This is a genomic window from Nonomuraea spiralis (genome assembly GCF_014648435.1).
GTDB lineage: Bacteria > Actinomycetota > Actinomycetes > Streptosporangiales > Streptosporangiaceae > Nonomuraea > Nonomuraea spiralis.
In genome coordinates, this window is the sequence record NZ_BMRC01000006.1 from 196,035 (window position 1) to 222,563 (window position 26,529).

23 protein-coding genes and 1 riboswitch are annotated in these 26,529 nt (G+C 71.8%); of the genes, 9 read left to right on the forward strand and 14 right to left on the reverse strand.

The window, feature by feature from the left end; all coding sequences use genetic code 11:
* Positions 1 to 6 precede the first annotated feature (6 nt).
* The 3 genes from IEZ27_RS16630 to IEZ27_RS16640 are packed head-to-tail and all read left to right on the forward strand — an operon-like array spanning position 7 to position 3,076.
* Positions 7 to 1,290 carry an ABC transporter substrate-binding protein gene (locus IEZ27_RS16630; protein ID WP_229824044.1) on the forward strand — a complete coding sequence of 428 codons (1,284 nt, stop codon included), beginning with the start codon at positions 7 to 9 and terminating at the stop codon, positions 1,288 to 1,290.
* Complete coding sequence (locus tag IEZ27_RS16635) at positions 1,290 to 2,162, forward strand: carbohydrate ABC transporter permease (RefSeq protein ID WP_125630737.1); 873 nt, start codon at positions 1,290 to 1,292, stop codon at positions 2,160 to 2,162. The genes IEZ27_RS16630 and IEZ27_RS16635 overlap by 1 nt, the downstream gene beginning before the upstream one ends.
* Entirely contained in the window at positions 2,159 to 3,076 is a 918-nt protein-coding gene (locus tag IEZ27_RS16640; RefSeq protein WP_189648034.1) for a carbohydrate ABC transporter permease, read from the forward strand. Before IEZ27_RS16635 ends, IEZ27_RS16640 begins: the two co-directional genes overlap by 4 nt.
* 9 nt (positions 3,077 to 3,085) lie before the next feature.
* On the opposite strand, the gene IEZ27_RS16645 is transcribed toward IEZ27_RS16640, so the two are convergent.
* The 6 genes from IEZ27_RS16645 to IEZ27_RS16670 form a co-directional block, all read right to left on the reverse strand.
* Entirely contained in the window at positions 3,086 to 4,171 is a 1,086-nt protein-coding gene (locus tag IEZ27_RS16645) for a glycosyltransferase family 4 protein (protein WP_189648326.1), read from the reverse strand.
* Positions 4,168 to 5,934 carry a M48 family metallopeptidase gene (locus IEZ27_RS16650; protein WP_189648035.1) on the reverse strand — a complete coding sequence of 589 codons (1,767 nt, stop codon included), beginning with the start codon at positions 5,932 to 5,934 and terminating at the stop codon, positions 4,168 to 4,170. Before IEZ27_RS16650 ends, IEZ27_RS16645 begins: the two co-directional genes overlap by 4 nt.
* Before the next feature lie 11 nt (positions 5,935 to 5,945).
* A complete protein-coding gene (locus IEZ27_RS16655) occupies positions 5,946 to 6,776 on the reverse strand; it encodes a gluzincin family metallopeptidase (protein ID WP_189648036.1) in 831 nt (276 codons plus the stop codon).
* A 134-nt stretch (positions 6,777 to 6,910) separates the two neighbouring features.
* On the reverse strand, positions 6,911 to 7,363 hold the full coding sequence (locus IEZ27_RS16660; protein WP_229824045.1) for a C40 family peptidase: 453 nt from the start codon (positions 7,361 to 7,363) through the stop codon (positions 6,911 to 6,913).
* A gap of 154 nt (positions 7,364 to 7,517) precedes the next feature.
* Positions 7,518 to 7,681, reverse strand: a riboswitch (cyclic di-AMP (ydaO/yuaA leader).
* Positions 7,682 to 8,007: 326 nt separating this feature from the next.
* Positions 8,008 to 8,982 carry a C40 family peptidase gene (locus tag IEZ27_RS16665; protein ID WP_229824046.1) on the reverse strand — a complete coding sequence of 325 codons (975 nt, stop codon included), beginning with the start codon at positions 8,980 to 8,982 and terminating at the stop codon, positions 8,008 to 8,010.
* Between the two features lie 85 nt (positions 8,983 to 9,067).
* On the reverse strand, positions 9,068 to 10,345 hold the full coding sequence (locus tag IEZ27_RS16670; protein ID WP_229824047.1) for an NYN domain-containing protein: 1,278 nt from the start codon (positions 10,343 to 10,345) through the stop codon (positions 9,068 to 9,070).
* 201 nt (positions 10,346 to 10,546) lie between these two features.
* Between IEZ27_RS16670 and IEZ27_RS16675 the strand changes: the two genes are divergently transcribed.
* On the forward strand, positions 10,547 to 11,614 hold the full coding sequence (locus IEZ27_RS16675; protein ID WP_189648039.1) for a phosphotransferase family protein: 1,068 nt from the start codon (positions 10,547 to 10,549) through the stop codon (positions 11,612 to 11,614).
* Here IEZ27_RS16675 and IEZ27_RS16680 read toward each other — a convergent pair.
* Together IEZ27_RS16680 and IEZ27_RS16685 are read right to left on the reverse strand one after the other, a co-directional pair.
* Entirely contained in the window at positions 11,604 to 12,260 is a 657-nt protein-coding gene (locus IEZ27_RS16680; protein WP_125630751.1) for a response regulator, read from the reverse strand. The genes IEZ27_RS16675 and IEZ27_RS16680 overlap by 11 nt on opposite strands.
* A 14-nt stretch (positions 12,261 to 12,274) precedes the next feature.
* The gene (locus IEZ27_RS16685) at positions 12,275 to 13,498 is read right to left on the reverse strand and encodes a sensor histidine kinase (RefSeq protein WP_229824048.1); all 1,224 of its coding nucleotides are present in this window, start codon (positions 13,496 to 13,498) and stop codon (positions 12,275 to 12,277) included.
* A gap of 110 nt (positions 13,499 to 13,608) precedes the next feature.
* Between IEZ27_RS16685 and IEZ27_RS16690 the strand changes: the two genes are divergently transcribed.
* From IEZ27_RS16690 to IEZ27_RS16700, 3 genes are read left to right on the forward strand one after another with little or no spacing between them, the layout of a single operon-like run.
* Positions 13,609 to 13,836 (forward strand): hypothetical protein, encoded by a 228-nt coding sequence (locus IEZ27_RS16690; RefSeq protein WP_189648040.1) that lies wholly within the window; start codon positions 13,609 to 13,611, stop codon positions 13,834 to 13,836.
* Entirely contained in the window at positions 13,833 to 14,324 is a 492-nt protein-coding gene (locus tag IEZ27_RS16695) for a PH domain-containing protein (RefSeq protein ID WP_189648041.1), read from the forward strand. The genes IEZ27_RS16690 and IEZ27_RS16695 overlap by 4 nt, the downstream gene beginning before the upstream one ends.
* The gene (locus IEZ27_RS16700) at positions 14,321 to 15,886 is read left to right on the forward strand and encodes a PH domain-containing protein (protein ID WP_189648042.1); all 1,566 of its coding nucleotides are present in this window, start codon (positions 14,321 to 14,323) and stop codon (positions 15,884 to 15,886) included. Before IEZ27_RS16695 ends, IEZ27_RS16700 begins: the two co-directional genes overlap by 4 nt.
* Positions 15,887 to 16,037: 151 nt before the next feature.
* Here IEZ27_RS16700 and IEZ27_RS16705 read toward each other — a convergent pair whose 3' ends face one another.
* From IEZ27_RS16705 to IEZ27_RS16715, 3 genes are all read right to left on the reverse strand, one after another.
* A complete protein-coding gene (locus IEZ27_RS16705) occupies positions 16,038 to 17,615 on the reverse strand; it encodes a hypothetical protein (RefSeq protein ID WP_189648043.1) in 1,578 nt (525 codons plus the stop codon).
* Positions 17,616 to 17,688: 73 nt separating this feature from the next.
* Positions 17,689 to 19,134 carry a serine/threonine-protein kinase gene (locus IEZ27_RS16710; protein ID WP_189648044.1) on the reverse strand — a complete coding sequence of 482 codons (1,446 nt, stop codon included), beginning with the start codon at positions 19,132 to 19,134 and terminating at the stop codon, positions 17,689 to 17,691.
* On the reverse strand, positions 19,124 to 20,626 hold the full coding sequence (locus tag IEZ27_RS16715; RefSeq protein WP_189648045.1) for a serine/threonine-protein kinase: 1,503 nt from the start codon (positions 20,624 to 20,626) through the stop codon (positions 19,124 to 19,126). The genes IEZ27_RS16710 and IEZ27_RS16715 overlap by 11 nt, the downstream gene beginning before the upstream one ends.
* Positions 20,627 to 20,760: 134 nt before the next feature.
* On the opposite strand from IEZ27_RS16715, the gene IEZ27_RS16720 reads away from it, so the two are divergent.
* A complete protein-coding gene (locus tag IEZ27_RS16720; protein WP_189648046.1) occupies positions 20,761 to 22,485 on the forward strand; it encodes a DEDD exonuclease domain-containing protein in 1,725 nt (574 codons plus the stop codon).
* A gap of 17 nt (positions 22,486 to 22,502) precedes the next feature.
* Positions 22,503 to 22,790, forward strand: a complete 288-nt coding sequence (locus IEZ27_RS16725; protein WP_125630767.1) for an Lrp/AsnC family transcriptional regulator — start codon at positions 22,503 to 22,505, stop codon at positions 22,788 to 22,790.
* A 158-nt stretch (positions 22,791 to 22,948) separates the two neighbouring features.
* On the opposite strand, the gene qcrB is transcribed toward IEZ27_RS16725, so the two are convergent.
* The 3 genes from qcrB to qcrC are packed head-to-tail and all read right to left on the reverse strand — an operon-like array spanning position 22,949 to position 26,516.
* Positions 22,949 to 24,598, reverse strand: a complete 1,650-nt coding sequence (qcrB, locus tag IEZ27_RS16730; protein WP_189648047.1) for a cytochrome bc1 complex cytochrome b subunit — start codon at positions 24,596 to 24,598, stop codon at positions 22,949 to 22,951.
* Positions 24,595 to 25,710, reverse strand: a complete 1,116-nt coding sequence (gene qcrA / locus IEZ27_RS16735) for a cytochrome bc1 complex Rieske iron-sulfur subunit (RefSeq protein ID WP_189648048.1) — start codon at positions 25,708 to 25,710, stop codon at positions 24,595 to 24,597. The genes qcrB and qcrA overlap by 4 nt, the downstream gene beginning before the upstream one ends.
* The gene (qcrC, locus tag IEZ27_RS16740) at positions 25,707 to 26,516 is read right to left on the reverse strand and encodes a cytochrome bc1 complex diheme cytochrome c subunit (RefSeq protein WP_189648049.1); all 810 of its coding nucleotides are present in this window, start codon (positions 26,514 to 26,516) and stop codon (positions 25,707 to 25,709) included. The genes qcrA and qcrC overlap by 4 nt, the downstream gene beginning before the upstream one ends.
* Positions 26,517 to 26,529 lie beyond the last annotated feature (13 nt).

Genomic DNA, 26,529 nt, shown 5'->3' on the forward strand with positions numbered 1-26,529 from the left:
ACCATCATGGACCAACGCATGCCGATCTCCCGCCGCCATCTACTTCTCGGAGCCGCCGCGTTCGGCGTGCCCGCCGTTCTCGTCGGCTGCGGGTCCGACAGCACCTCCACCGCGCCCGGCAGGTCCTCGAACGGCCTGGGCACGGTCACGATCGGATCCAACGCCTCGGACGAGATCCCCAAGAAGTCCCTGGAGACCGTGCTCAAGGGCTTCACCCAGGCCACCACGAAGATCAACACGGTGGACCACAACACGTTCCAGGAGAACATCAACCGCTATCTCAAGGGCACGCCCGACGACGTGTTCACCTGGTTCGCCGGATACCGGATGCAGTTCTTCGCCGAGCAGGGGCTCGCGACCGACATCTCCGACGTGTGGCAGGAGATCGGGGGCGACTACACGCAGGCGTTCAAGGACCAGTCGACCGGCGTCGACGGCAAGCAGTACTTCGTGCCGTTCACCTACTACCCGTGGGCGGTCTTCTACCGCAAGAGCGTGTGGCAGTCCAAGGGGTACGAGCCCCCCAAGACCCTGGACGAGCTCACCGCGCTGGCCAGGAAGATGAAGGCCGACGGGCTGATCCCGTTCGCGTTCGCCGACAAGGACGGCTGGCCGGCGATGGGCACGTTCGACATCCTGAACATGCGTACGAACGGCTACGACTTCCACATCTCGCTCATGGCGGGCAAGGAGTCGTGGACCGACCCCCGGGTCAAGCAGGTGTTCGACACCTGGCGGGGGCTGATGGAGTACCACCAGCCGGCCGCGCTCGGGCGTACGTGGCAGGAGGCCGGGCAGTCGCTCGCGCAGAAGAAGACCGGCATGATGCTGCTCGGCATGTTCGTCGCCCAGCAGTTCCCCGAGGCCGACCGCGACGACATCGACTTCTTCACCTTCCCCGAGATCAACCCCGCCTACGGCACCGACTCGATCGACGCCCCCATCGACGGCTACATGATCTCGGCCAAGGCCAGGAACGTGGACGGCGCCAAGGCGCTGCTCAAGCACCTGGCCAAGGGCTCCTCCCAGAACGAGGCCACCAAGCTCGACCCCGGCACGCTCGCGGCCAGCTCCAAGGCCGACACCGGCGGCTACAGCGCCCTGCAGAAGCGCGGCGCCGAGCTGGTCTCCCAGGCCACCCACCTGGCCCAGTTCCTCGACCGCGACACCCGCCCCGACTTCGCCTCCACCGTGATGATCCCGTCCCTGCAGTCGTTCGTCGGCAAGCCGGACGAGATCGACTCCCTGCTGGTGAGCATCGAGAAGCAGAAGGCCAACATCTTCCGCTGATGACCGTCAAAACCCGTCGCTACTCCGCCCGCGACGTGACCATCCTGGTCATCGGGCTGGGGATGGCCGTCATCGTCAACGTGGGTCTCATCTGGGGGCCCACGCTGGCCTCCGCCGCGCTGTCCGGCACCGACTGGAACGGCATCGGGCCGATCGAGTGGGTGGGCGGGCGCAACTACCACGACCTGGCCACCGAGTATCCGCCGTTCTGGTCGGCCGTCCGCAACAACGTGTTGTGGCTGGGCTTCCTGGGGCTGGTCGCCACGCCGTTCGGGCTGTTCTGCGCGGTGCTGCTGGACCGGCGGCTGCGCCTGTCGCGGGTCTACCAGAGCGCCCTGTACCTGCCCGTCGTGTTGTCGCTGGCCGTGGTCGGCTTCATCGCCCAGCTCGTCTACTCCTCCGACTACGGCGTGCTGAACGCGGTGACCGGGCTGACCGTGGACTGGCTGGGCGACCGGTCGATCAACATCTGGGTCGTGATGGTCGCGGCCGGCTGGCGGCACGTCGGCTACGTCATGATCATCTACCTGGCCGGGCTGAAGGCCGTGGACCCGGCGCTGAAGGAGGCCGCCGCCATCGACGGGGCCAACGAGTCGCAGACGTTCTTCCGCGTGGTGTTCCCGACGCTGCGGCCGGTCAACGTGATCGTGCTGGTCATCACCGTGATCGAGGCGCTGCGCGCGTTCGACATCGTCTACGCCATCAACAAGGGCAGGAACGGCCTGGAACTGCTGTCGGTGCTGGTCACCGAGAACATCGTGGGCGAGGCCAGCCGCATCGGCTTCGGCTCGGCCATCGCCGTGATCCTGCTGGTGATCTCGCTCGGGTTCATCGTCACGTACCTGTCGCAGCTGTTCAAGGAGGAGCGATGACGCTCACCGCGCCCGCCCCCGCTCCCCCGGCCCAGGACCGGCGGGCGCCCGCGCGCCGGCCCGTCCGGCCGCTGCGGATCCTGCTGCACGCCTTCCTGGCGCTGGTCGCGCTGGGCTGGCTCCTCCCGCTGGCCCTGTCGGTCTACGCCTCGCTGCGGCCGTACGAGGAGACGGCGAGGCTCGGCTACTTCTCGCTGCCCGAGCACCTCACGTTCGACTACTACGCCAAGGCGTGGGGCCAGGCCGAACTGCCGCACTACTACCTGAACACGCTGATCATCGTCGTCCCGGGCGTGCTGGTCACGCTGTTCCTGGCCTCGTTCACGGCGTTCGCCATCGCGCGGCTGCGCATCCCCGGGCGCAAGGTGCTGCTGATCGTGTTCACCGCCGGGAACCTGCTGCCGCCGCAGGTGCTCATCACCCCGCTCTACACCCTGTACACGCTGGTCCCGCTGCCCGCCTGGTTGTCGGACTCCCAGTCGCTCTACGACTCCTACCTCGGGCTGATCCTCATCCACGTGGCGTTCCAGTTCGGCTTCTGCGTCTTCGTGATGGCGAACTTCATGCGCACGATCCCGGAGGAGATCACCGAGGCGGCGCTCGTGGACGGGGCGAGCGTGTGGAAACGCTACTGGCGGCTCACGCTGCCGTTGTGCCGGCCGGTGCTGGCGGCGCTGTCCACCCTGCAGTTCACCTGGATGTACAACGACTTCCTGTGGGCGCTGGTGCTGATGTCCTCGGGCGACAAGCTGCCGGTGACCTCCGCGCTGAACAACCTGCGCGGCCAGTTCTTCACCGACTACAACCTGCTGGCGGCCGGGTCCGTGCTGGTGGCGCTGCCCACGCTGATCGTCTTCCAGCTCCTGCACAAGCAGTTCGTCGCCGGGCTCACGCTGGGGTCCACCAAAGGTTAGGAGGAGGGCTCAGAGGAGGGCGTGGAAGCGGGCGGCGGCCTGGTCCCACGTCCACTCGCGGGTGATCCAGTCGCGGCCGCACGTGCCCATCTTGCGGGCGCGTCCGGGGTCGCCGAGCAGGTCGACGAGTGCCTGCGCCACGTCCGCGACGTCCTCGCCGTCCACGACGAGCCCGGTCTCCCCCGGCCGTACGGCGTCCGGCGCGCCGCCGGAGTTGCCCGCGACCACCGGCAGGCCGGTCGCCGACGCCTCCAGGAACACGATCCCGAGGCCCTCCACGTCCACGCCGTTCCAGCGGGTACGGCAGGGCATCGCGAAGACGTCGGCCGCCGCGTAGTAACCGGGCAGGCTCGCGGCGGGGACCGTGCCGGTGAACCTGATGGACTCGTGCCCGCCCGCCAAGCGCTCCAGCCGCGCCCGGTACGGCCCGCCGCCGACGAGCAGCAGCACCGCGCCCGGCACCGCGCGCAGCACCCGGGGCCAGGCCCTGATGAGCTGGTCCTGGCCCTTGCGCGGGACCAGCCTGGACACGCAGGCCACCACCGGCCGGCCGTCGAGGCCGAGCGCCGCCTTGGCCGCGTCCGGGTGGAACTGGCCGGTGTCCACGCCGGGCGCGAGCCGTACGAGCTTGTGCGGGGGGATCGCCGCCGCCAGGCGCTCGCGCGTGTAGTCGCCCAGGTAGGTCACCACGTCGGCGTGCGCGCCGATCCGGCGCAGCACCGAGCGGAAGCCGGGCGCGCCCGCCCACGACGCCTCGTGGCCGTGGGTGAGCATCACCACGCGCCGCGCGCCCGCCGCCCGCAGGCGGGGGGCGAGCAGGCCGAGCGGCGCGGCCGCGCCGAAGACCACGGTCGTGGCGCGGTGCTCGGCCACCAGCCCGGCCGTCGCGCGCGCGACGGCCGGGGTGGGCAACATCAGCCGCGTCGGGTGCCGCACGACCCGGTACGGCTGACGCCGGTCGAACTCCTCGCAGCCCGGCCAGGTGGGGGCGTAGACGGCCACACCCGGCGTGCGGAGCGCGAGTCCGTGCACGAACGACTGGATGCCGCCCGGTCTGGGCGGGAAGTCGTTCGTCACGATGACCACGTCGGTCACGGCTCGGGGACGCCGTTCAGTCTCGCCCACGAGCGGGCCATGGCGATGCGCTCGGGGCTGGATGGATGGGAGGCATAGAGCACATATTCCACCGCATCCGGCGACAAGTCGGAAATGTTGGTTATCGCCAGGCGCTTCTGCATCGCGACGAACGTGGCCGGATCCCTGGTCAGGTCGAGGGCGTGCACGTCGGCCCGCGCCTCCACGTGGCGCGTGATCAGGTTCTGGGCCGGGTCGGAGACCAGCGAGGCCAGGGTCATCACGCCCATGAGCACGCCGACCGCGCGCGGGTCGGCCACCGACGCGATCCCCGTACGCCGCCGCAGCGGGCCGACCAGCAGGAACAGGCCGATCGCCCCGAACCCGGCCAGCAGGCCGCCGAGCAGCGTGCCGTCGAGCACGTCGGCGTGCTTGGCGTGGCCCAGCTCGTGCGCCACCACCAGCTCGACCTCCGACTCCGGCGCCTTGAGCAGCGTGTCGTAGACGACGATGCGGCGCGTGGCGCCGAAGCCCGACACGTACGCGTTGAGCGCCGTGGTACGCCGCGAGGCGTCGGCGACCAGCACGTCCTCGACCGGGACGCCGTCCCGTTCGGCCATGGCCAGCAGCTCCGTCCGGAGCGTGCCCTGCGGCATGGAGGTGAAGTCGTTGAACAGCGGCTCGAACACCACCGGGTAGACGTACGACACGCCCACGGTGAGCGCGAACGCGCCCACGGCGGCCGGGATCCACCAGCGCCGCACCTTGCGCGCCAGCGCCACGAGGGCGAGCAACATGATCGCCAGCAGCACCACGCTGACGCCGGTGTTCTTGAGCCGGTCGGCGGTCCAGCCGGCCCAGTCCTGGGTGGACAGGCCGTAGTCGCGCATGATCGTCTCGAACCACATGCCGAGCGGCCACCTGAGCGCTTCGGTGATCGCGGTGAGCACCACCACGCCGAGCACCACCCGCAGCCACCACGGGCCCCTCAGCACGCCCAGCACCTTCGCCGCGAACGGCGTCAGCACCAGCAGCCCGGCGAACAGGACCGTGAGGCCGAGCGAGAGGTAGCCAGGCAGGCTGGTGGCCGCGTCGAACGCCTGCGACCTGGCGATCTGGGCGGCGCTGAAGTCGCGGGCGGGGTCGGGGGTCACGGCGGGCGCGCCGGCGGCCAGGACCCGCCAGGGGGTGGTGAACGCGGCCACGGCCAGGATCACGCCGCCGACCAGAGCCAGGGCGGCGCCGGCCGCCCGCCTGGAGCGGGACTCGGCGCGCCGGCGCTCACGCTCCACCAGATGCTCCGCCGCCCCCACCAACTTCCCGTCCCCACCCGGCCCCTCAGCGTCCTTCCCTGAGGTGTCCTTCCCTGAGGCGCCCTTTTCCGGGGCGTCCTTTCCTGGGGTGGCCGCCGCGTGGGGGCGGTCGTCGGGGGTGGGGGGCGGGAGATGGCGCGGGTCCTCGGTGTCCGGGTCGGCGTCCGCGTCGGTGTCCGGGGCCGCGGCCGGGTGGGTGTCGGGGTCCTCCGCGTCGTCGGGGTGGCCGGACGGCTCCCCAGAGCCGGAACTTGCCGAGCCCACCGAGCCCACCGAGGCCGCTGGGGCCGTGGGGTCGTTTACGGGGGTTGGGGGGTCGGTGGGGTTGTTGTCGCTGGCGCTGCCGTCGTCGTCTCTGATGGCCACGCCTCCACCGTGCCCCGCCTCGACCGCCGTACCGGGCTCGTCGGCCACTCTGGCGACCGCCGCGGGCTCGTCCGCCTCCCTGGGCGGGTCGTTCCCCTCGCTCATCTGCCTCCCCTTCACGCGAGCTGCTCTCGTACGTACTCGCGCCACCGTGCCGCCAGTGTCCCGGCGGTGAGCCCCACGGAGGCGAGCGCCTGATCGACGCCGGCCACGCGGGCATCACGGTAGAGCCGTACCAGGGTCCCGTCACCGAACCGGTCCGCGAGGAATCGACACGCCAGCCACGCCTCCTGGTACGCCCGCGCGAGCCGTCCGGGATCCGCGGCGGTCGGAGCGAAAGCCGCAGGTCCGGGCAACTCGCTCGGCAGTCGTCCGGCCCGCACCTCGGCGGCCAGTTCGGCGGCGGCCGTCCCGACGGGGAGCCCGGCGTCGCGGTAGGCCACGTAGTCGGCGAAGCCCTCGTAGAGCCAGACGGGCAGGCGGTCGGTGCCCGCGGCGACGTGGGTGAGCTCGTGGGTGAGCACGACGTCGCGTCCGGTGGGGGTGAGCCGCGCGAAGGAGCCGGGCACGACGATCACCCGGCCGCCGTCGGCGACCGCGGCCAGCCCGTCGAGCCGTCCCGTGCCGGCCAGCCCGGCCGCCTCGGCGTCGGAGTCCGGTACGACGACCAGGGGGCGTACCGGCCGGCCGAGCACCGCCGAGACCCGGCGACCTGCGAGGTCGGCACGGCGGGCCAGGTCGGCGAGCAGTCCGGGCGCGGCGTGATGCCCGACGACCACGGAACGCCCGGCTCGGGCCACCTGACCTCCCTCGCCCCACAACCCGCGCGCCCCGGCGGGCAGGACGGCGGCGTACGGCACGTCGGCGGCCGTCAGCAGCGCCGCCAGCAACAGGACGGGCAGGAGCAGCCGCGCGCCGCGAGGGGACGGACGCACCTGCGAGGACACGGCCCGATGCTAGCCGCCCCCACCGACCGCACGCCCCGGCCTTCGCGGGACGCCGGGCACACGAGTCCTCCAGGAGGCCGGACACGCGACAGGCCCCCGCCCGGACCGGGGAGGGTCCGGGCAGGGGCCTGTGGTCACGCACCGGGTCGCACCGCGCCGACGAACGACGACTTCCGCCATCCGCCCAGTTTGTCGATGCGCACCCGCTGGCCGGTACGCGGCGAGTGGATCATCTTGCCGTGGCCGACGTACATGCCGACGTGGCCCAGCCCGTTGAAGAACATCAGGTCGCCCGGCTTGAGGTTGCGCCAGGAGACCTTGTGCCTGATGCGGGCGAACTGGCTGCTCGTCACGCGCGGGAGTCTCACCCCGGCCTTCTTCCAGGCGTACTGGACGAGACCGGAGCAGTCGAACGCACCTGGACCCGTGGCCCCGTACCGGTACGGGTCGCCGATCTGGTGCTTGGCGGCGGAGACGGCCCTGCGGGCCTTCGACGCCTGCCGGGCGACTCGTGCCGCCTTGGCCGACCTGGCGGACCTGGCGGTCTTCGCCGACTTGGCGGTGGCCGCCCTTGCGGTGGTGGACACCGCCGTGAGCGCCGATTCGCTCGCCGTCTGCGCCCCGGCCGGTACGGCATGGAGAACCGCACCTCCGGCCGTCACGGTCATCGTGAGTGCGACGCCCTTCAGGGCGAGACGGGACAGACGGGGGTTATGCAGGGAGGTAGACAGGATTTCTCCTCGTGTCTTCCACGAACGCCTACCGGGTTAGCTGACGGATTCGGGCCTGGAAGTCGCCCTACGGCGCGATGAAGCGCCGATTCACCCCTGATCCCGGGGGATTACGGGATCTTTGGGTCCCCGGCTCCGTGCCTCCTGGCTGCACGGACTCGGCAGGTCGCCACCTGATGGGTTTGCCTGAATGGGGATATCGGTGGCGACCGACGGATTTTTGTTGATCACAGCGACCATGGCGTGTTCGCCGCGACGCCAGAAGCTACGCGGAAGGGTCAAGGTTGGGCAAAGTCCCAGTCAGGTTGTAAAGATCAGATAAAGGGGTGAGTAAAGAACGGAAGTCCTGCTGGAGAAGAGGTTCCGTTATTCAAATGTGACCCTTCTCACACTTCCTGGAGCACCCGGTTGTCAGGACCCGTTCGTCCCGTTCGCACCTTTCGTCCCGTACTGACCGACAGCGCTGTCAGCCGCCCCGGAGGGCACGCCCGAGGGCGGTCTCAGGGGCGGATGGCGCCGACGAGCGGGCGGCCGTAGTCGGCGAGGCGGACGACCTTGACGACGTCGCCCGTCTGCGGCGCGTGCACGATCTTGCCGCCGCCCGCGTAGATGCTGACGTGACCGAGGCCCTCGCTGAAGATGAGGTCCCCCGGCTGGAGGTCCTTGATGTCGACCTTCCGGCCGGCGCCCCACGCCCACTGCTGCCACGTCGTACGCGGCAGGGAGACGCCCGCCGCGTGCCAGGCGGCCTGGGTCAGGCCCGAGCAGTCGTACCCGCGCGGTCCCGTGCCTCCGTAGATGTAGGGCTTGCCGACCTGAGCGAAGGCGAAGCGCAGGACGGCGGCCGCGCTGCCCGAGGCGGGCCCGGTGTACTTGATGCCCGTGCTGTTGGGGTTGCCGGGGTTGTACGCGTCCAGCTTGTCCAGGAGCTTCTTCTGCTCGCCGATCAGCTTCAGCACCTCGGCCCGTTCCTTCTGGACCGAGTCCCGTTCCTCGTCCGCCTCCGCCAGCGCGGTCTGGGCGTTGTCGCGCTCGTCCTTGAGGCCCCTGTTCTCGCGGTCGAAGGCGGTCAGCTTCTCCAGCCGCTCGCGCGAGATCTGCCCGGCCATCGCCAGCCCGGACAGCAGATGGTCGGGGTTGTCGGCGCCGACCATGCCGGGCCATGACGTGACGTCCCCGCCCATCTTGTACGCGTCCACCGCCACCCTGATGACCTCGGCGCGCAGCTCGGCGACCGTCTGGAGCTTCTGCTTGTAGCGGTCGTTCAGCTTGGTGTAGGCGTTCTTGGCCTTCTTGTACTGCTCCGTCGCCGTGTTGTACCGGTCGACGACCTTGTCGGCCTTGTCGTTGAGCTTGTCGAGCTTCGCCTTGACCTGCTTGACCGTGGGCTTGGGATCAGCGAGTGCCGTACCCGCCGGAACCGTCATCAGTCCGATCGCGAGACCCGCGGCCACCGCCACCCGGCCAACCCTCACAGCGTCGCCTCCCAGGGGATTCCACCTGGGGCGAAATAGTACAGAAGTGGCGAGTGGGGTCTCACCAAAGGTGCTAATTCGTAACTTATGCGCGGCCCAACCGGCGCAGCAGCAAACCAGACGGAACCGGTCTGGCGCCCATCCGGCGTACGGACTCGGCCACCTCGCGGTCGGAGGAGACGACCGCGATGGCCCGCCCGGGCGGCTCGGCCCGGACGAGCTGGCGGATGAGGTCGTCGGCGATCTCGCCCGGCGCGCTGAACAACACCCGCACCCCGCGCGGCGCCACCACCTGCACCGGCGCGTTGAGCTCGGCGCCGTCGAAGACCACCGTCACCTCGACCCTGGTCTGCGCGACCAGCCCGCCGAGGCCGGTCATCAGCCGGTTGCGCTGGTCGGCGAGGGTGAGCGTGCCGTAGCCGGTCTTCGTGACGTTGTAGCCGTCGATGATCAGGTGGACCTGCGGCAGCGCGAGCAGCTGGTCGAGGAGCTGCGGGTCGTCGTCGGCCAGCGCCCGCGCGGGCACGCCGCGCACCCCGGGCCGCTCGCCGGTGCTGGCGGCGACCGAGTCGGCGGGCCTGCTGATCGTGGTGGGCAGGGCCAGCTCCCTGCGCAGCCCGGCCGAGGCGTCCTGGAGCGCGTCGAGCAGCACCCTGATGCGGGCGTCCTCGATGCTGCGGCCCTCGCGGGCGGCCCGGCGTGAGGCTTCGAGCTGTTTCTCCACGTCGGCCACCCGCTCGCGCAGCCGCCGCAGCTCGGCCTCGCCCGCGTTGCCGGCAGTGGAGGCGGCGTGGCGGGCGTCGTCGGCGGCCTGCTCCATCTCCTCGGACCTGCGGGTGGCCGCCTTGGCGCGCTCGCGGGCCTCGTGGAGCTTGCGTCTCAGGTCGGAGTTCTCGGCGCGGGCCGCCTTGATCTGCTCGCGCAGCCGGTCGGCCTCCTCCTTGGCGGCGGTCTTCTGCGCGGCCAGCTGCTCGCGCAGCCGCGCCACCGCCTCCTCGCGCTCGGAGCCCTCGGCGGCCACGGCGGACTGCTCAAGGTCGGCGCGGGCGGCCTCGATCATCTCCGCCCAGCCGGGCGGCCTGGTCAGATAGGCCGCCGCCGCCACCAGCACGGGATCGGCGGCGGGCGGCACGTTGCCCTCGGCCAGGGAGGCGACCAGCTCGGGCCAGCCGGCGGCCACGGACTCGGCGACCAGCTCACGGAACTTCTTGTCGTTCTCCAACTGCGCGGCGATCGGCGCACTGCCGAGCTTGGCGCGCTTGCGGGGGTCGAACTTGGCGATCCCGCGCAGCGGCGCCGGCACGGAGACGGCGGGCATCGTCCCGAGCACCTGCGCCGCCAGGTCGACGACGTTGAGGCGCACCTGCTCAGGAAGCGGGCGAGACAGGCCTTCACCCGCTGAACTCATCCCACTTGTCCCTTCGTGACATGCCCTTTCAGACAAGGGTACGGCTCTCCCGTACCTGACCGTAACGGTCCCTTGAACCTAGACAAGCGCTTGGTAGGGGGTATACGACTGAGCCGGGGCAGCGGCCGGGCGTGGAGGTGAGTGGTGACGGAACAGATGCGTACATCAACCCGTGACCTGGACGAACTGCGCGAGCGCGCGTCCCGCTGGCTACGCGGCCGGGTGGGCGGGGACGCCACGGTCTCGGAATTGTCCCGGCCCTCCGGCAACGGGATGTCCAGCGAGACGCTCTTCTTCACCGCCACGTGGGACGGCGCCGGCAGGCGGTGCGTGGCCAGGCTCGCACCTGCGCGGGAAGCCGTTCCGGTGTTCCCCTCCTACGATCTGCGAGCCCAGTTCGAGGTCATGCGGCTGGCCAGGGAGAAAGCTGGGATCCCAGCGCCCAGGCCGCTCTGGTTCGAGCCCGACCCCGGGCCGCTCGGCACGCCGTTCTTCGTCATGGAACGGGCCGAGGGCGAGGTGCCGCCCGATGTCATGCCGTACACGTTCGGGGGGTGGCTGCACGACGCCGCCCCCGGGGACCGGCGGCGGCTCCAGGACGCGAGCGTCGGGCTCGTGGCGGCCCTGCACGAGACGCCGTTCACGGCGGAGGACGTCGGGGTGCTCGGCCCGGTCGTCCCCGGCGGCGCGGACGGCCTGCGCGCCCACGTCGAGGCCCAGCGTGCCTACTACCGGTGGGCGCATGGGGAGCGGCCGATCCCCGTGCTGGAGCGGGCCTTCGACTGGCTGGACTCACACTGGCCGGACGCCCCCGGTCCCGACGTACTGACCTGGGGGGACGCCCGGATCGGCAACGTGATGTACCAGGATTTCCGTCCGGTGGCGGTGCTCGACTGGGAGATGGCCGCCGTGGGCCCGCGCGAGCTGGACGTCTCCTGGATGATCTTCCTGCACCGCTTCTTCCAGGACCTCGCCGTCACGCTGGGCGTGCCCGGCATGCCGGACTTCATGCGCCGCGACGACGTTTGCCAGAAATATCGCGAAATAACGGGCTACGAGCCCCGCGACATGGACTTTTATGAAATGTACGCCGCCCTCCGGCACGGCATCATCATGGCCAGGGTGTGGCAGCGCAGGATCCACTTCGGCGAGCAGCCCATGCCGGACGACCCCGACGACCTGGTGCTGCACCGGGCCGCCATCGAGGAACTGCTCACCCGCTAGCGTCGTAGACCAGCAACGCGATCTGCACCCGGTTGTTCAGGTCGAGCTTGGTCAGGATGCGCGAGACGTGCGCCTTGACCGTGGGCACGCTCATGAACAACTCGCGCCCGATCTCGGCGTTCGACCTGCCCTGGCCCACCGCCAGCGCCACCTCGCGCTCCCGCTCGCTGAGCCGTCCGAGCAGCCCCCGCGCCCGCTCGGTACGGTCGCGCCCGCCCCCGTCGGACACGTGCGAGATGAGCTGCCGCGTCACCGCCGGCGACAGGATCGGCTCCCCCGCGGCCACCCTCCTGATCGCGTCGACCAGGTCGCCGGGCGCGATGTCCTTCAGCAGGAACCCGGCCGCCCCGGCGCGCAGCGCCCGTACGACCTGGGCGTCGGCGTGGAACGTGGTCAGCACCACGACCTCGGGCGGCGAGGCGGTGCGGCGCAGCGCCTCGGTCGCGGCGAGCCCGTCGACGCCCGGCATGCGGATGTCCATCAGGACCACGTCGGGCCGGTGCTCGGCCACCCGCGGCGGCACCTCGGCCCCGTCGCCCGCCTCGCCCACGATCTCGATGTCGGCGGCCCCGCCGAGGATCATCGACAACCCGGCCCGCACCATCGCGTCGTCGTCCACGATCAGCACCTTGATCGGCGCGTCCATCCGCCCTCCGTCGCTCAACTGTCGTCCCCGTCCGTCTCCCGCGGCCACGGCAGCCAGGCGCTGACCCGGAACTCACCGTCCCGCACGCCGTGCTCCAGCCGCCCGCCGGCCAGGCCGGCCCGCTCGGTCAGCCCGATGAGCCCGGCCCCCGCCCCGGGCATGCGCGGCGCGTGCCGCGTCCACACCGGGTTGCGCACCTCCGCGGAGACGCCCTCGCCCCGCTCCCCCGCCACGGTCACGCTCACCGGCGCGCCGTCCGCGTGCTTGCGCGCGTTGGTGAGCGCCTCCTGCACGATGCGGTAGACGTTGCGGCCGAGCGCCGCCGGGGCGCCGTCACCGGCGCTGAGGTCGAGGCGTACGTCCATGCCCGCCTGCCGGCATTCCTCGACCAGCGTGGGCAGGTCGGCGAGCGTCGGCTGCGGCCGGTCGGGCACCGGGTCGCCGGCGCCCGGCGGGGTGTGGCGCAGCACGCCGATCACCTCGCGCAGGTCCTGGAGCGCCAGGTGGGCGTTGCTCCTGATCGCCCCGGCCGCCCTGGCGACCTCCGCGGCGGGCGCGTCCGGCCGGAACTCCAGCGCGCCGGCGTGCAGGCTCAGCATCGAGATGCGGTGGGCCAGCACGTCGTGCATCTCGCGGGCGATGCGCTCGCGTTCGAGCCGTTTGGCGTCCTCGGCGGCCGTCTCGGCCCGCTGCCGCAGCGACCAGACGAGCTGCCGCCTGGCCCGGATGACGATCCCCCAGCCGTACACGGCCACCACGACCGTCACCCCGAAGGCCGCCCCCCACAGCGGCCCCAGGTCCTCCTGCGGCCGCAGCAGCACGTACGGAGCCAGCGTGACCAGCGCCAGCAGCGCGATCGGCCCCGACACCTTGAACGGCCGGTGCACCGCCACGGTGAACAGCGCCACCAGCGAGGCCCCGCCGACCAGCTCCAGATAGGACGACAGGAGGATCGTCACCAGCGCGAACCCCACCGGCCAGCGCCGCCGCAGCCACACGCCCGCGCACGCCAGCGCCCCCACGATCTGCTCGATGGCCATCAGCGGCTCGGGCGTGTTCCTGAGCTCCTCCATGCTGATGAACGTCAGGCCGCTGGCCAGCAGGAACAGCATGATGTCGGACACCCAGTCGAGGGTCGAGCGCCGCACCCGGCCCCCGCGGCCGTCGCCGAGCAGCGTCGACGGCAACGCCCACCGGTATTCCAGGGCCGGATCGCCCTCCCCCCGCAGCTCCCTCACATTCGTCGAGGTTATGCCCTGCCGAGGACCGGGCGACAGCGACCAAAGTCGGTGTCGCCGCAGACCGATGGCCGAGGCGGGGCCGCCGCCCGCGGGACGAGGGTGGTGGCATGAAAGCGATCGCGGAGGTGTTCGGCTGGCTGCTGGTCCTGCAAGGGATCGGCGGCCTGATGAACACCCTGTTCGGATGGTGGCAGTGGGCGCACGGCCTGCTCGTGGTCAACCTGCTGCCGTTCCTCGACGGTTACGAGGTCTTCGCGGCCGTCGTCATAGGGGTGCTGGGGTTCGCGGTGCTCGCGGTGGCCGGCTCGGCGGGCCGGGCGGGGGAGGGGCGATGAGCACGACCTCGCTGCGTCCGCCCCGGAACCGGCCCGACCGCCGGGCGGTGTCGTGGTGGACGGTGCAATGGCTGCTCCTCCTGGTGCCGGTGGCGGTGGCGGCCGTGGGGGCGTACCTGCTGTTCACGGAGCGTCCGGTGGGGTTGGGGGTGGCGGCGGGGGCGTTCGCCGCGCTGTGCCTGCTGATGGCGCTGGCCGAGCCGCGGGCGGCCTACCGGGTGCAGCGGTGGGAGGTCACCGACGAGGCGGTCTACACCCGCCAGGGGTGGCTCACGCACACGTGGAGGGTGGCGCCGATGTCGCGGATCCAGCGGGTCGACACCGCGCGGGGGCCGGTGCAGCGGCTGTTCGGGCTGGCCGACGTCACGGTGACCACCGCCTCCTCCGCCGGGGCGATCAAGATCACGGCGCTGGACCACCGCCTGGCCGCCGACCTGGCCGAACGGCTCACCGCGCGGACCCAGGCGACGCCCGGGGACGCGACGTGACCGGCTGGCGGCGGTTGTCCCGCCGGAGCCTGTGGAACGCGGGCGCCAGGTCGCTGGCGCTCGTGGCGGGCGCGGGGGCCGGGCTGGCGCGTTTCCTGACCGGCCGCGACTGGGAGCTCGGCGGCATCGTGGCCGTCTGCGCGGGCGCGGCCGTGCTGATCGTGGCCGCGGCGCTGGCCTACGAGACGGCCCGGCTGCGTACGACCGCCTGGCGGCTCACCGCCGACCGGCTGGAGCTGCGCTCGGGCGTGACCGTACGGCAACACCGCTCGATCCCCCTGGACCGGGTGCGCAGCGTGGACCTGCGGGCCGATCCGGTACGCCGGGCGTTCGGCCTGACCGTGGTCAAGGTGGGCACCGGCGAGCACGCGGCCGAGGGCTCGGAGCTGGTGCTGGACGCCCTGGACCGGCACTCGGCCGAGACGCTGCGCCGTACGCTGCTGCGCCAGGACGCGCCCGCGCCCGAGGACGGCCCCCTGGCCGAGCTGCGCTGGTCGTGGATCCGGTACGCGCCGCTGTCGGTCTGGACGTTCACGGGGGCCGCGGTGGTCCTGGGCGCGGCCTACAAGGCGCTGGACGCCATCGGGCTCAAGGACGTCACCACGCGGACGGCGTCCGGCCTGTGGGACTGGGTGAGCGGGCAACCCTGGCTCGCGGTCCCGCTGCTGCTGGCGCTCAACGCGGCCGTGGGCGCGCTCGGGGCGTTCCTGCTGTTCGCCGAGTCCTGGGGCCGCTACCGGCTGGAACGCGAGCCCGGCCGGCTCAGGCTGCGCCGCGGGCTGCTCACCACGCGCTCGCTGACGCTGGAGGAACGCCGGCTGCGCGGCGTCGAGATCAGCGAGCCGCTGCTGCTCCGGCTGGGCGGCGGCGCGCGTGTCAAGGCCGTCGCGACCGGCCTGGCCAAGAAGGAGGACGAGACCGAGGACGTGGCCGCGCTCACGCCGCCGCTCCCCCGTGCCGAGGCGGTCCGCGTCGCCGCCTCGATCGCGGGCGCGGGCGTCCCGCCGCTGACGGCGCACCCGCCGGCCGCGCGGCGGCGGCGGGTCGTGCGGGCGCTGGTGACGGCGGTCGTGCTGGCGGCGTGCGCCGGGCTCGGCTGGTGGCTGCTGCCCGCGTCGTGGTCCCGCGCGTGGGTCTGGGCGGTGCCCGTCCTGGCGCTGCCGGTGGGGTTGTGGCTGGCCGCCGAGGGGCATCGGGGTCTCGGGCACGCGCTCGGCGGGCGGCACCTGGTCGTGCGCGCCGGCGCGGTCGTCCGCCGTACGGTGGCGCTCGACCGGGCCGGTGTCACCGGCTGGACGTTCAGGCAGTCGTACTTCCAGCGGCGTTCCGGCCTGCTGACCGTCTCGGCCTGCACGGCCGCGGGCGGGGGCCACTACGAGGTGCTGGACGTGGGCCGCGGCGACGGGCTGGACCTGGCGGCGCACGCGGTCCCGGGGCTCCTGGAGCCGTTCCTGACCGGCGCCCCGGACAACGGCCCGCACGGCGGCCCTCACGGCGGTCCGGCAAGCGGCTCGAACGGCTACCCGGCAGGCGGTTCGCACGGCAAGCGGCAGGCCGCGTGATCTTCCACGGTCTTGCCCATGCCCCTGCGGTGGGCAAGCGTGATCGCGCGGCCCGGCGGCTTGCTTACCGATAACGCTATTTGTCGCGCTTGCAGCCAGGTTGCAGCCTTATTAACCACACGTTGTCAGAACCGGGGCCCCGCCCGGCCGGTCAGCTGCCGACGGGCTGCTTGGCCAGTTCGGCCACGTAGGCCCTGGCCAGGGCGAGGGCGCCCGCCTGCGCCTCCTTCTCCGGCATGAGCTGGGCCTTGGGCGAGTTGGGCGGTTCGTCCTTGGGCCGCTCGGCGCCGGAGTAGTCGACCCTGACGACCAGCGCGCCCGTACGGACCATGACCGTGCCGCTGGAGGCCGACACCTCGCCCTGCCGGGTCTGCACGTACTGGCCGTAGGCCTGGTCGCCCAGTCCTTCGACGTCGAGCAGCTTGCCCCACGTGATGCCGCCGATGACCGACCCGGCGCTGTTCTTGTCGCCGCCGTACTCGCCCGCGTAGTACGCCTTGGCCCCGCCCGGGTCGACCGCGCCCGCCCGGTTGGTGAAGCGGTGGGTGGTGATCAGCACACTGCGGATCTTGACGTTCCCGGCCGCGCCGGGCAGGGCGAGGTTGAGCCACCGGCACTCGGTCTGGTCGTCGTTGCCCGCCTCGGTGCCGCGCGCCCGCGTGGTCGGCTCCGGAACCAGGCGGGTGGCCGCGTCCGCGACGGCCTGGCAGGCGGGCGGGAAGGCGGCCAGCACCGTGGGCGAGGACGTCGGGCGGGCGGTCGGCGTCTGTGTGGCGGCGGGCTGGTCGGGCTTGGCCAGCACGCCGGGGTGCTGGGCCTGCCAGGCGGCCACGCCCTTGGCGAAGTGCGCGGCCAGGCCGCTGACCTCGCGGAGCGCGTTCTCCTCGGTGATGGACCTGGTGCTCTCGTTGGACAGGATCTGGGCGTCCTTGCGCTGCTGCCCGGCCTGGAACTTGACCTCGATCGTCATGTCGCCGACGCGGGCCTGGGCCTGGCCGTAGGAGTACCAGAGCAGCTTGCCGGCGCGCCGCCAGGTGTACTGCGCGAACGCGCCCTCACCCGCGCCGGTCACGTCCTTGACCGGGGAGACGTACTCCTTCTCGTCGGGGTCGAGCGAGGGCTTGGCGGTCGCGCCGTACTTGGCGCCGCGGTAGTCGATCTCGTACGCGTTCTGGGCCATCGAACGCCCGGTCTTGGCGCCCTCGCCCTTGTGCTGCTCGATCCTGACGTCGATCTCCCTGGTACGCCAGAACTCCCCGTACGAGATGCGCTGGTTCTGCCAGTTGCAGGTGAAGTTGACCGTGTAGTCGGAGTCGCGGGACGACTTGGCCACCGTCGCTCCGGGCACCAGCCGTTCGGCCTCCTCCTTGGGCAACATCGAGCACACGTCCGGGCCCGCCGCGGCGCCGGCCGGAACGGCCGAACGCGCGGCCGACGACGTCGGCCCGGTCGCCGTACCGGCGGGGCTCTTGCCGGAGAGCAGGAGGTACGCCCCGACGCCGCCCGCGGCCACGACCACGACGAGGGCCGCGGCGAGCACGGGCAGCACCCACGACGGCCGCCCCCGCGACGGCCCGGCAGGCGGGCCGGACGGCGGGCCGGACGGCGGGCCCCACTGCTGGGCGGGCGGCCCGTAGGGGACCGTGGGCGGCGTTCCCTGTGGCTCGAACCGCCTGCCCGGCACCGGATGGGGGGTGGTCGGCGGCTCGTACTCGCTACCGGGATTCACTGGGACTCCTGAGGTTGCCCTGACTTGCGGGGAAACATGGTAGTGACGCCCCTTGCAAAACGCTTGCCGGGCGTCATCTCGGCAACGCCCCGGACACCATCCGGGCGGCCTTCAGCACCGTCTCCTTGTCGGCCGCCGCCTTGACCGGCACGTCCTCGCGGTTCCAGATCACCTCGCCGAGCAGGTTGCTGGAGCGGAAGAGCACGACGCTGTCGGACCGGCCGACCTCGCTGGAGCCCATGGCCAGCTGGAACCGGCTCTGCACGAACGCCGCCTCCCCCACCCCCGTCACGTCGCCCACCTTGCCGACGGCGGCGCGCGCCCGCGTGCCCTCCGCCGCGCTCCTGGTGTCCTTCTCGCTGGTGAACCGGCGCAGCGCCACCTGCGGCCCGCCGAGGTCCCCGTCGGGCTTCTCGATCCACATGCGGACGGTGATGCGCCGCGGCCGCCGTTCGTCCTGACCGGCGAACCACTGGCACTCGCCCGCCCGCGTGGCGCTCCGCACGGGGGTGCCCTTGACGAGCTCGGCGGCCTGGGCGTCGCCGAGCAGGGCGCAGGGGTCGGGGGCGGTGGCGTACCGGCCGGTCTCCGGTGTGCCGGCCAGGGCTCCGACGGCGTACCAGCCGCCCGCGGCCAGCACCGCGACGCCCGCCGCGACCGCCACGGGCAGGATCCACCGGCGGCGGCGCCCGGGAACCGGGCCGGAGCGCACCGGCGCGCCGCTGAGCACCTGCCGGACCTGCGCCGGCGTGGGACGGGCGGCGGGGTCCTTGGCCAGCATGGCCATGAGCAGGCCGCCGAACTCGCGGCCCGCCCGCTCGGGGAACGGCGGGTCGTGCAGCAGCACCGCCGCCGCCACCGCCGCCGGAAGCTGCCGCTCGAACGGCGCCCGCCCCTCCACGGCGGTGTAGAGGCTCGCGCCGAGCGACCACAGGTCGGCCGACGGGTCCGAGGGCTGCTCGTTGAGCCGCTCGGGGGCCATGTAGCCGGGCGAGCCGGCGCTGCCGTAGCGGTCGCCGTGGCCGCCCATGGGGGCGGCGATGCCGAAGTCGGTCAGCATGGCCGAGCCGTCGGCGTCGAGCAGGATGTTGGCCGGCTTGACGTCCTGGTGCAGCATGCCGTGGGCGTGCGCGACCTCCAGCGCCGACAACACCTGGAGCCCGATGCGGGCCGCGTACGGGGGCGGCAGCGGGCCGTTCTCCTTGATCACCTTGTCGAGGGAACGGCCGGTGACCAGGTCCATGATGATCCACGGCTGGTCGCCCTCCAGCACCACGTCGTGCACGAGCACGATGGCCGGGTCGCGCAGGCGTCCGGCCGACCTGGCCTCGTGGATGGCGCGGTCGGCGAACTCGGCCCGCTCGTGGGGGCTCAGGCCCGGCGGCACGCGTACCTGCTTGACCGCGACCTCGCGGCTGAGCGTCTCGTCGACCGCCCGCCACACGGTGCCCGCGCCGCCCTGCCCGAGCTGCTCGACCAGGCGGTAGCGCCCGGCCAGCAGGTAGTGGTCACCCCGCACGGCGCAACGCCTGTTCGGTCGCCCGCGCGGCCTTCAGGGCCGCCTGCCTGACGTCGTCGTCGGTCGGCTTGTCGGCCAGGGTGGCGTACTCGACGGCCACCACCAGGTTGGCGATCCGGTAGTAGACGTGGGCGGAGTGGACGCGGCCGGTCGTGCCCTTCAGCTCGAACGCGAACGCCTCCTCGCCGAGGCCCGGCAGGTCGCGCAGCGGAGTGCGCTTGGAACGCATGCTGGACTTGACGCCGATCTCGGGCCACGTCCAGTCGATGTCGTCGTACTTGGCCCAGTAGCGCTTCTGGTTCTGGAACAGGGTGGCGGCGGTGGCGGCGGTCATGGACCACGGGTCGACGGTGTCGGAGTCCTTCTGCACCTGGAGGCCCACTCCGGTGCCGGCGGCCGGCCAGCCGCACTCGGGGCCCACCTCGTCGGAGTCGGGCCGGGCCTTGGGCGGGCTCTGGGTGCGCAGCAGGCCGCCGACGTCCTGCGGGGTGAGCAGGGTGCACACGTCCATCGGCACGGTGAAGGCGGCCGGCGTCCCGTCGTCGTCGCGCAGCAGGTAGAAGCCGGTGGCCGCGGCGGCGACGACGAGCACGAGGCCCGCGGCGGCCCACAGCAGCGGCTTCCGGCCGCGCCGCCCGACCCGGCGGGGCGCGGTCGCGTGCTCGCCGGCCGGCAGGACCGGCGGCGGGCCGCCCGCGGCCACCTGCCGCAGCGCGTGCACGACGGTACGCAGGGCGGGACGGGCCGTTGGATGGCGGGCCATCATGGCGGCCAGCAGCGGCCCGAGCGGCCCCGGCGCGACCGGCACCGGCTGTGTGACGGTCGCCCTGACCCGTTCGGCGACCGAGCCCTGGTAGGCGTTCCCGCCGGTCACGGCGACGAACAGGGTCGCGCCGAGCGACCACAGGTCGCTGGCCGGGCCGCCGGGCTCGCCCTCCAGCCGCTCGGGCGCGATGAACCCGGGCGAGCCGATCATGAGCCCCTGCTCGGTGAGCGTGGACTGCCCCTCCTGCCGGGCGATGCCGAAGTCGGTCAGCACCACCCTGCCGCCGTCGGTCAGGAACACGTTGCCCGGTTTCACGTCCCGGTGCTGCAACCCCTGGGCGTGGGCGGCCTCCAGCGCCTCCAGCACGTCGGCCCCGACGCGGGCCGCGTACTCGGGGGGCATGGGGCCGAACTCGCGTACGGTGTCGGCCAGCGTACGGCCCCGCAGCAGCTCCATGACCAGCCACGGCCGGTCGTGCTCGACGATGACGTCGTGCAGCGCCACGATGCCGGGATGGCGCAGCCGCGCGGTGGCCTGCGCCTCGCGTACGGCCCTGGTGACCGAGTCGGCGCGGTCCTTGGGCGGCATGCCTTCGGGCAGGGTGAGCTCCTTGACCGCGACCTCGCGGTCAAGCATCTCGTCCTTGGCCAGCCACACCTTGCCCATGCCGCCGGCGCCGAGGGGGCGCAGCAGGGCGTAGCGGCCGGCGAGTCTTCCCGCGGACATAAAGGGAAGGGTAACTAAGGATCAAGAAAGATGGTTATTCGAGCATCGTTCCCCTTCTGCCCCTCCTGCCGTTCCCCGCCGTCGGCGTGGTCCGCCGGAGTAACTGTCGGTCCCCCTCTCTATGGTCTTGGAACGTGGACGCGGTTCAAGGCACCCTCGACGAGCTCGGCACCCCGCTGAGCGACGTCACGTTCGTCGTGTTCGACCTGGAGACCACCGGCGGCTCGCCGGCCGAAGACTCGATCACCGAGATCGGCGCGGTCAAGGTGCGGGCGGGTGAGGTGCTGGGCGAGTTCTCCACGCTGGTCGATCCGGGCGGGCCGATCCCGCCGTTCATCTCGGTGCTGACCGGCATCACCGACGCCATGGTGGTGGCCGCCCCGCGCATCGAGGCGGTGCTGCCGAGCTTCCTCGAGTTCATCAAGGGCGCCACGCTGGTGGCCCACAACGCGAGCTTCGACACCCGGTTCGTCAAGGCCGCCTGCGCCGCCCACGGCTATCCCCCGCCGCCCAACCCGGTCGTCGACACCGTCGACCTGGCCCGGCGGGTGCTGACCCGCGACGAGACGCCCAACGCCAAGCTGTCCACGCTGGCCAGGTTCTTCCGCAGCCCGACCGAGCCGTGCCACCGCGCCCTCCAGGACGCCAGGGCGACCGTCGACGTGCTCCACGGGCTGATCGAGCGGGCCGGCTCCTTCCAGGTGCACACCCTGGAGGAGCTGAAGTCGTTCGTCCGCGCCCCGACGCCCGAGCAGCAGCGCAAGCGCCACCTGGCCGAGTCCGTCCCGCACGCCCCGGGCGTCTACTTCTTCGAGGACGACCGCGGCGAGGTGCTCTACATCGGCAAGAGCACCAACCTGCGCAACCGGGTGCGCTCCTACTTCACGGCCGGCGAGACCCGTCCGCGCATCCGCGAGATGATCGGCATCGCCGAGCGCGTCCGCCACATCGTCTGCGCGACGGGGCTGGAGGCCGAGGTCAGGGAGCTGCGGCTGATCGGCGGCGCCAAACCCCGCTACAACCGCCGTTCGCGTTTCCCGGAGAAGGTCGTCTGGCTCAAGCTCACCGCCGGTCCCTTCCCCCGCCTGTCGATCGTGCGCGAGCTGAAGGACGACGACGCCACCTACCTCGGCCCGTTCGGCAGCGCCCGCCTGGCCGACGAGGCCCGCATCGCCCTGCACGAGGCGGTGCCGCTGCGCCAGTGCACCCAGCCGATCAGCCTGCGCACCCGACGGGCGGCCTGCGTCCTGCACGAGATGGGCCGCTGCGGCGCGCCCTGCGCGGGCCAGGAGAGCCCGGAGGAATACTCCGTGCACGTCGAGAGCGCGCGCCGGGCCATGACCTCCGACGCCTCCCTCGTCTACACCGCGGTGTCGGCCCGGATGGAGCGCCTGTCGGTCGAGCAGCGTTACGAGGAGGCCTCCGTCGACCGCGACCGGCTGGCCGCGTTCGTCCGGGCGGCGGCCCGCATGCAGCGCCTGAGCGCCATCACCCGCATCCCGGAGCTGGTGGCCGCGAGCCCGGCCTTCGACGGCGGCTGGGACATCCACGTGGTCCGCTACGGCCGCCTGGCCGCGGCCGGTGTCATGCCGAAGGGCGCACATCCGACGCCGTTCGTCGCCTCGCTCAAGGCCATGGCCGAGGCCGTCATCCCGGGCCCCGGCCCGGTCCACGCCGCCAGCGCCGAGGAGACCGAGTGCATCCTGCGCTGGCTGGAGTCGCCGGGCGTGCGGCTGGTCGAGGTCGACGGCGTGTGGTCGCTGCCCGCGCGCGGCGCCGCCCGCCACAAGGCCCGCATCGATCTGGCCTACCGCGGCCTTGATCAGCGCCGCGACCGAGAGGGGCGACCTTTGCGATGACCCGATACAGTTAATGCATGGTCACGGCAATTGTCCACATCAAGGCCGAGGTAGACCGGATCCCGGAGGTCGCCCAGACGATCGCCGAGATCGACGGGGTCAGCGAGGTCTACTCCATCACCGGCGAATGGGATCTGCTCGCCATGGTCAGGGTCGCCCGTTACGAGGAGGTGGCCGAGGTCATCCCCGGGCGGGTCAACAAGGTCGACGGCGTCGAGCACACCGAGACCCACATCGCCTTCCGCACCTACTCCAGGCACGACCTCGACGCCGCCTTCTCCATCGGCTTCCCCGAGAGCGACTGACCCCGTCCCCGCACCACCCACGCGCGTCCGTACCCCGGGCCCGGCCGTCCCCCGGCCGGGCCCGCGGCGTTTCCACGGCTTTGCTCGAACAAGGCCCCCGGAACGCGGATCGGCCCGGACGGGGCGAACCCCGTCCGGGCCGATCTCACGAAGCATCCCTAGTGGGTGAGGCTCCGGTCGTCGTCGGAACCGATGGCGGCGTGCTCGCCGTGCTCCTCGTGGTGCCCGTCGTCGATCGGGATCTTCTCCCCGCCGTACGCCTTGGACATCCGCCCGCGCAGCTTGCCGAGCGGGCCGCGCATGCCCTTGGGCGGGATGCCGGCGGCGTCCTCGTCCACGGGCAGGGCCGGCACCGGCTCCTTGCCACGCATGTGGGCCTCGGTGTCCTCGGACGGCGGCGTGTGCACCTCGATGAACTCACCGTGCGGCAGCCGCTTGATGACACCCGACTCGACACCGTGCCCGATGACCGCGGCGTCGCTGCGCTGCAGGCCGAGGCACATGCGGTAGGTGATCAGGTAGGCCAGCGCCGGTGCGACGAAGATCAGCACGCGTCCCGCGTACGTCGTCCAGTTGAGGCTGACGTGGAAGTTGGCGGAGATCTCGTCGTTCGCGCCGAGCAGCCACAGCACCCCGTAGAACGTCATCGCCGAGATGCCGATGGACGTGCGGTGGGGGTTGTTGCGCGGCCGGTCGGCCACGTGGTGCTCGCGGTGGTCGCCGGTCACCCACCGTTCCAGGAACGGGTAGAGCGCCAGACCGGTCATGATGATGCCCATCGGCACCAGGGCCGGGATGATCACGCTCATCGGCAGCGTGCCCGCGTGGGCCGTGCCGAACAGGTTCCACTCCCACGGCGGCATGATGCGCAGCGAGCCTTCGAGGAAGCCCATGTACCAGTCGGGCTGCGAACCCGCCGACACGTCCGCCGGTGTGTACGGCCCGAACAGCCAGATCGGGTTGATCTGCGCGAACGTCGCGAGCCCCGACACCACACCGAGCGTGAACAGGAAGTACGCGCCCGCCTTGGCCATGAAGGCCGGGTAGAACGGCGCGCCCACCACGTTCTTGTTGGTACGCCCCTTGCCCGGCATCTGCGTGTGCTTCTGCACCCACATGAGCACCATGTGGGCCGAGACCAGCGCCAGCAGGATGCCCGGGATGAGCAGGATGTGCAGCGAGTAGAACCGGGCGACGACGTCCCCGCCGGGATACTCCCCGCCGAACAGGAAGAACGTGATGTACGTGCCCACCAGCGGCAGCGAGATCGCCACGCCCTCGGTGATCCGCAGACCGGCGCCGGAGAGCAGGTCGTCGGGGAGGGAGTAGCCGGTCAGGCCCTCGGCCAGCGCCAGGGTCAGCAGCAGGACGCCGATGATCCAGTTGAGCTCGCGCGGCTTGCGGTAGGCGCCGGTGAAGAACACCCGCAGCATGTGGACCGTCATGCCGGCCACGAAGAGGAGGGCAGCCCAGTGGTGCATCTGCCTCATCAGCAGACCACCCCGGACGTCGAAGCTGATCTCCAGCGACGACGCGTAGGCCTCCGACATCATGACGCCCTTGAGCGGCGCGTACGAGCCGTCGTAGACGACCTCGCCCATGCTCGGCTTGAACCACAGCGTCAGGAACGTACCGGTCAGCAGCAGGATGATGAACGAGTAGAGCGCGATCTCGCCCAGCAGGAACGACCAGTGGTCCGGGAAGATCTTGCGCAGGTTGCGCTTGAGGAAGTTGGCCCCGCCCAGGCGGTCGTCGAGGAAGGTCGACGGCCCGGAGATGGCCTTCGGTACGGCGTTCAGGTCGCTCATGCCTGGGCCCCCTTCTCCCTGGCCTCGGCCTCGGCGTCGCCGCGCTCCCAGTAGCTGGGACCGACGGGCACGTTGAAGTCACCCTGGGCGATCAGATAGCCCTCGCTGTCGACGGTGATGGGCAGCTGCGGCAGCGGCCGGGCGGCCGGACCGAAGATGACCTTCGCACCGTCGGCCGCGTCGAACGTCGACTGGTGGCACGGGCACAGGATGTGGTGGGTGGTCTGCTCGTAGAGCGCCGCCGGGCAGCCGACGTGCGTGCAGATCTTGGAGTACGCGACGATGCCGTCGTGCGTCCAGTTCTGCTTGACGCCGCCCTTGAGCTCCTCCGGACGGAACTTGATCAGGATCAGCGTGGCCTTGGCGAGCGCGTTGAGGTCGTGCTGGTAACCCTCGGGCACGACCGACAGGATGCCGCCGGGCGAGTTGAAGTCGGCGGCGCGGATCGGCTGGCCGGTGCCCTCGACGACGAGGCGCAGCGGCTTGCCGTCCTTGGTCTTCTCACCCCAGACGGTGTGGCGCAGCAGCTTGTTGAACTTCGCGGCGGGCATCTTGGAGTTGTCGAGGTCGCGCAGCAGCACCACCGGCACCAGGCCGAGCGGCGCGGCGGCCAGCAGCAGCGTGCGGCGCAACATCTTGCGCTTGACGAAGCCGCTCTCGTTGGCGCCCTCCAGGAAGGTCTCGGCGACGACCTCGCGGTCATCCTCGTCCGAGGCCATCGAGTGGCGCTCCTGGACCAGCGCGTACTTCGGCATGATCTGGCGGACCCAGATCACGATGCCGACCGCGAGGCCGAGGATCGCCAGCGTCAGCGTGCCGCCGAGCGCGAGGTTGGAGGTCCCCGTCGCCTCTGGGCTGCCGACCTGGAACACCACGTAGGAGATGATGAAGGCGATCGCGGCGAGGAACGTGATCGTGAAGCAGAGCGCCACGATCTTCTCGGCCTTGCGGGCCTTGGTCTCGTCCTGCAGCGTCACGCCGGGGACGTCGCGGTCGGCGGCTTCCTCCGCCTCCGCGGCGCCGAGCATCGAGGTGCCCGGCGCGGGAGTGCCGATGACGCGCTTGGGCACGCGTTCGTCCGGCTGCTCGATCTCGTGCTCGTTGTCTGTCATGACTTCTGTCGCTTCTTCGCGGTGATCCAGATGGCGGCGAGGGCAAGGGCGGCGATGCCCGCCACGAACGCTACGAGACCTTCGGTGACCGGGCCGATGCGGCCGAGACCGAACCCTCCGGGGTCCTTCTGCTCACGGACCTGGGTGATGTACGCGATCATGCTGCGCTTCTCTTCAGGCGTGATCGTCGAGTCGTTGAAGACCGGCATCGCCTGGGGGCCGGTCACCATCGCCTCGTAGATCTGCGTCGGTGACGACTCGTTCAGGTTGGGCGCGTACTTGCCCTGCGTCAAGGCGCCGCCCGCGCCGGCCCAGTTGTGGCACTGGATGCAGTTGGCCCGGAACAGCTCCCCGCCCTTGCCGGCGTCGCCGAGCTTCGGGTCGACCTGCTCCTTGCCCGGCACCTGCGGGCCGCCGCCGAGCGACTGCACGTACGCGGCGACCTGACGGGTGCTCTCCTCGTTGACCCAGTGGGCCAGAGGCTTGCGGGGCGCCTGCGGACCGGGGTTGCCGGCGGGCATGCGGCCGGTGCTCATCTGGAAGTCGACCGCCGCGGCGCCGACGCCCACGAGCGTGGGGGCGACGTTGGTGCCCTCCGCGTTCATGCCGTGGCAGCTGGAGCAGTGGGCCACGAACAGGCTCTTGCCTTCGGCCACGTCGTCGACCTTGCCTGCAGCCAGCGCCGCGTCAGCAGGCTTGCTCGCCTGGACAAAGGCGGCGTATACCATCCCGACCAGCGCCAACGCCAAAATCAGGACGGCGTATCTCGCGAGGGGATGCCGCCGCCAAGCGGTGCTCCTAGTCACAGAGATCCCGTTC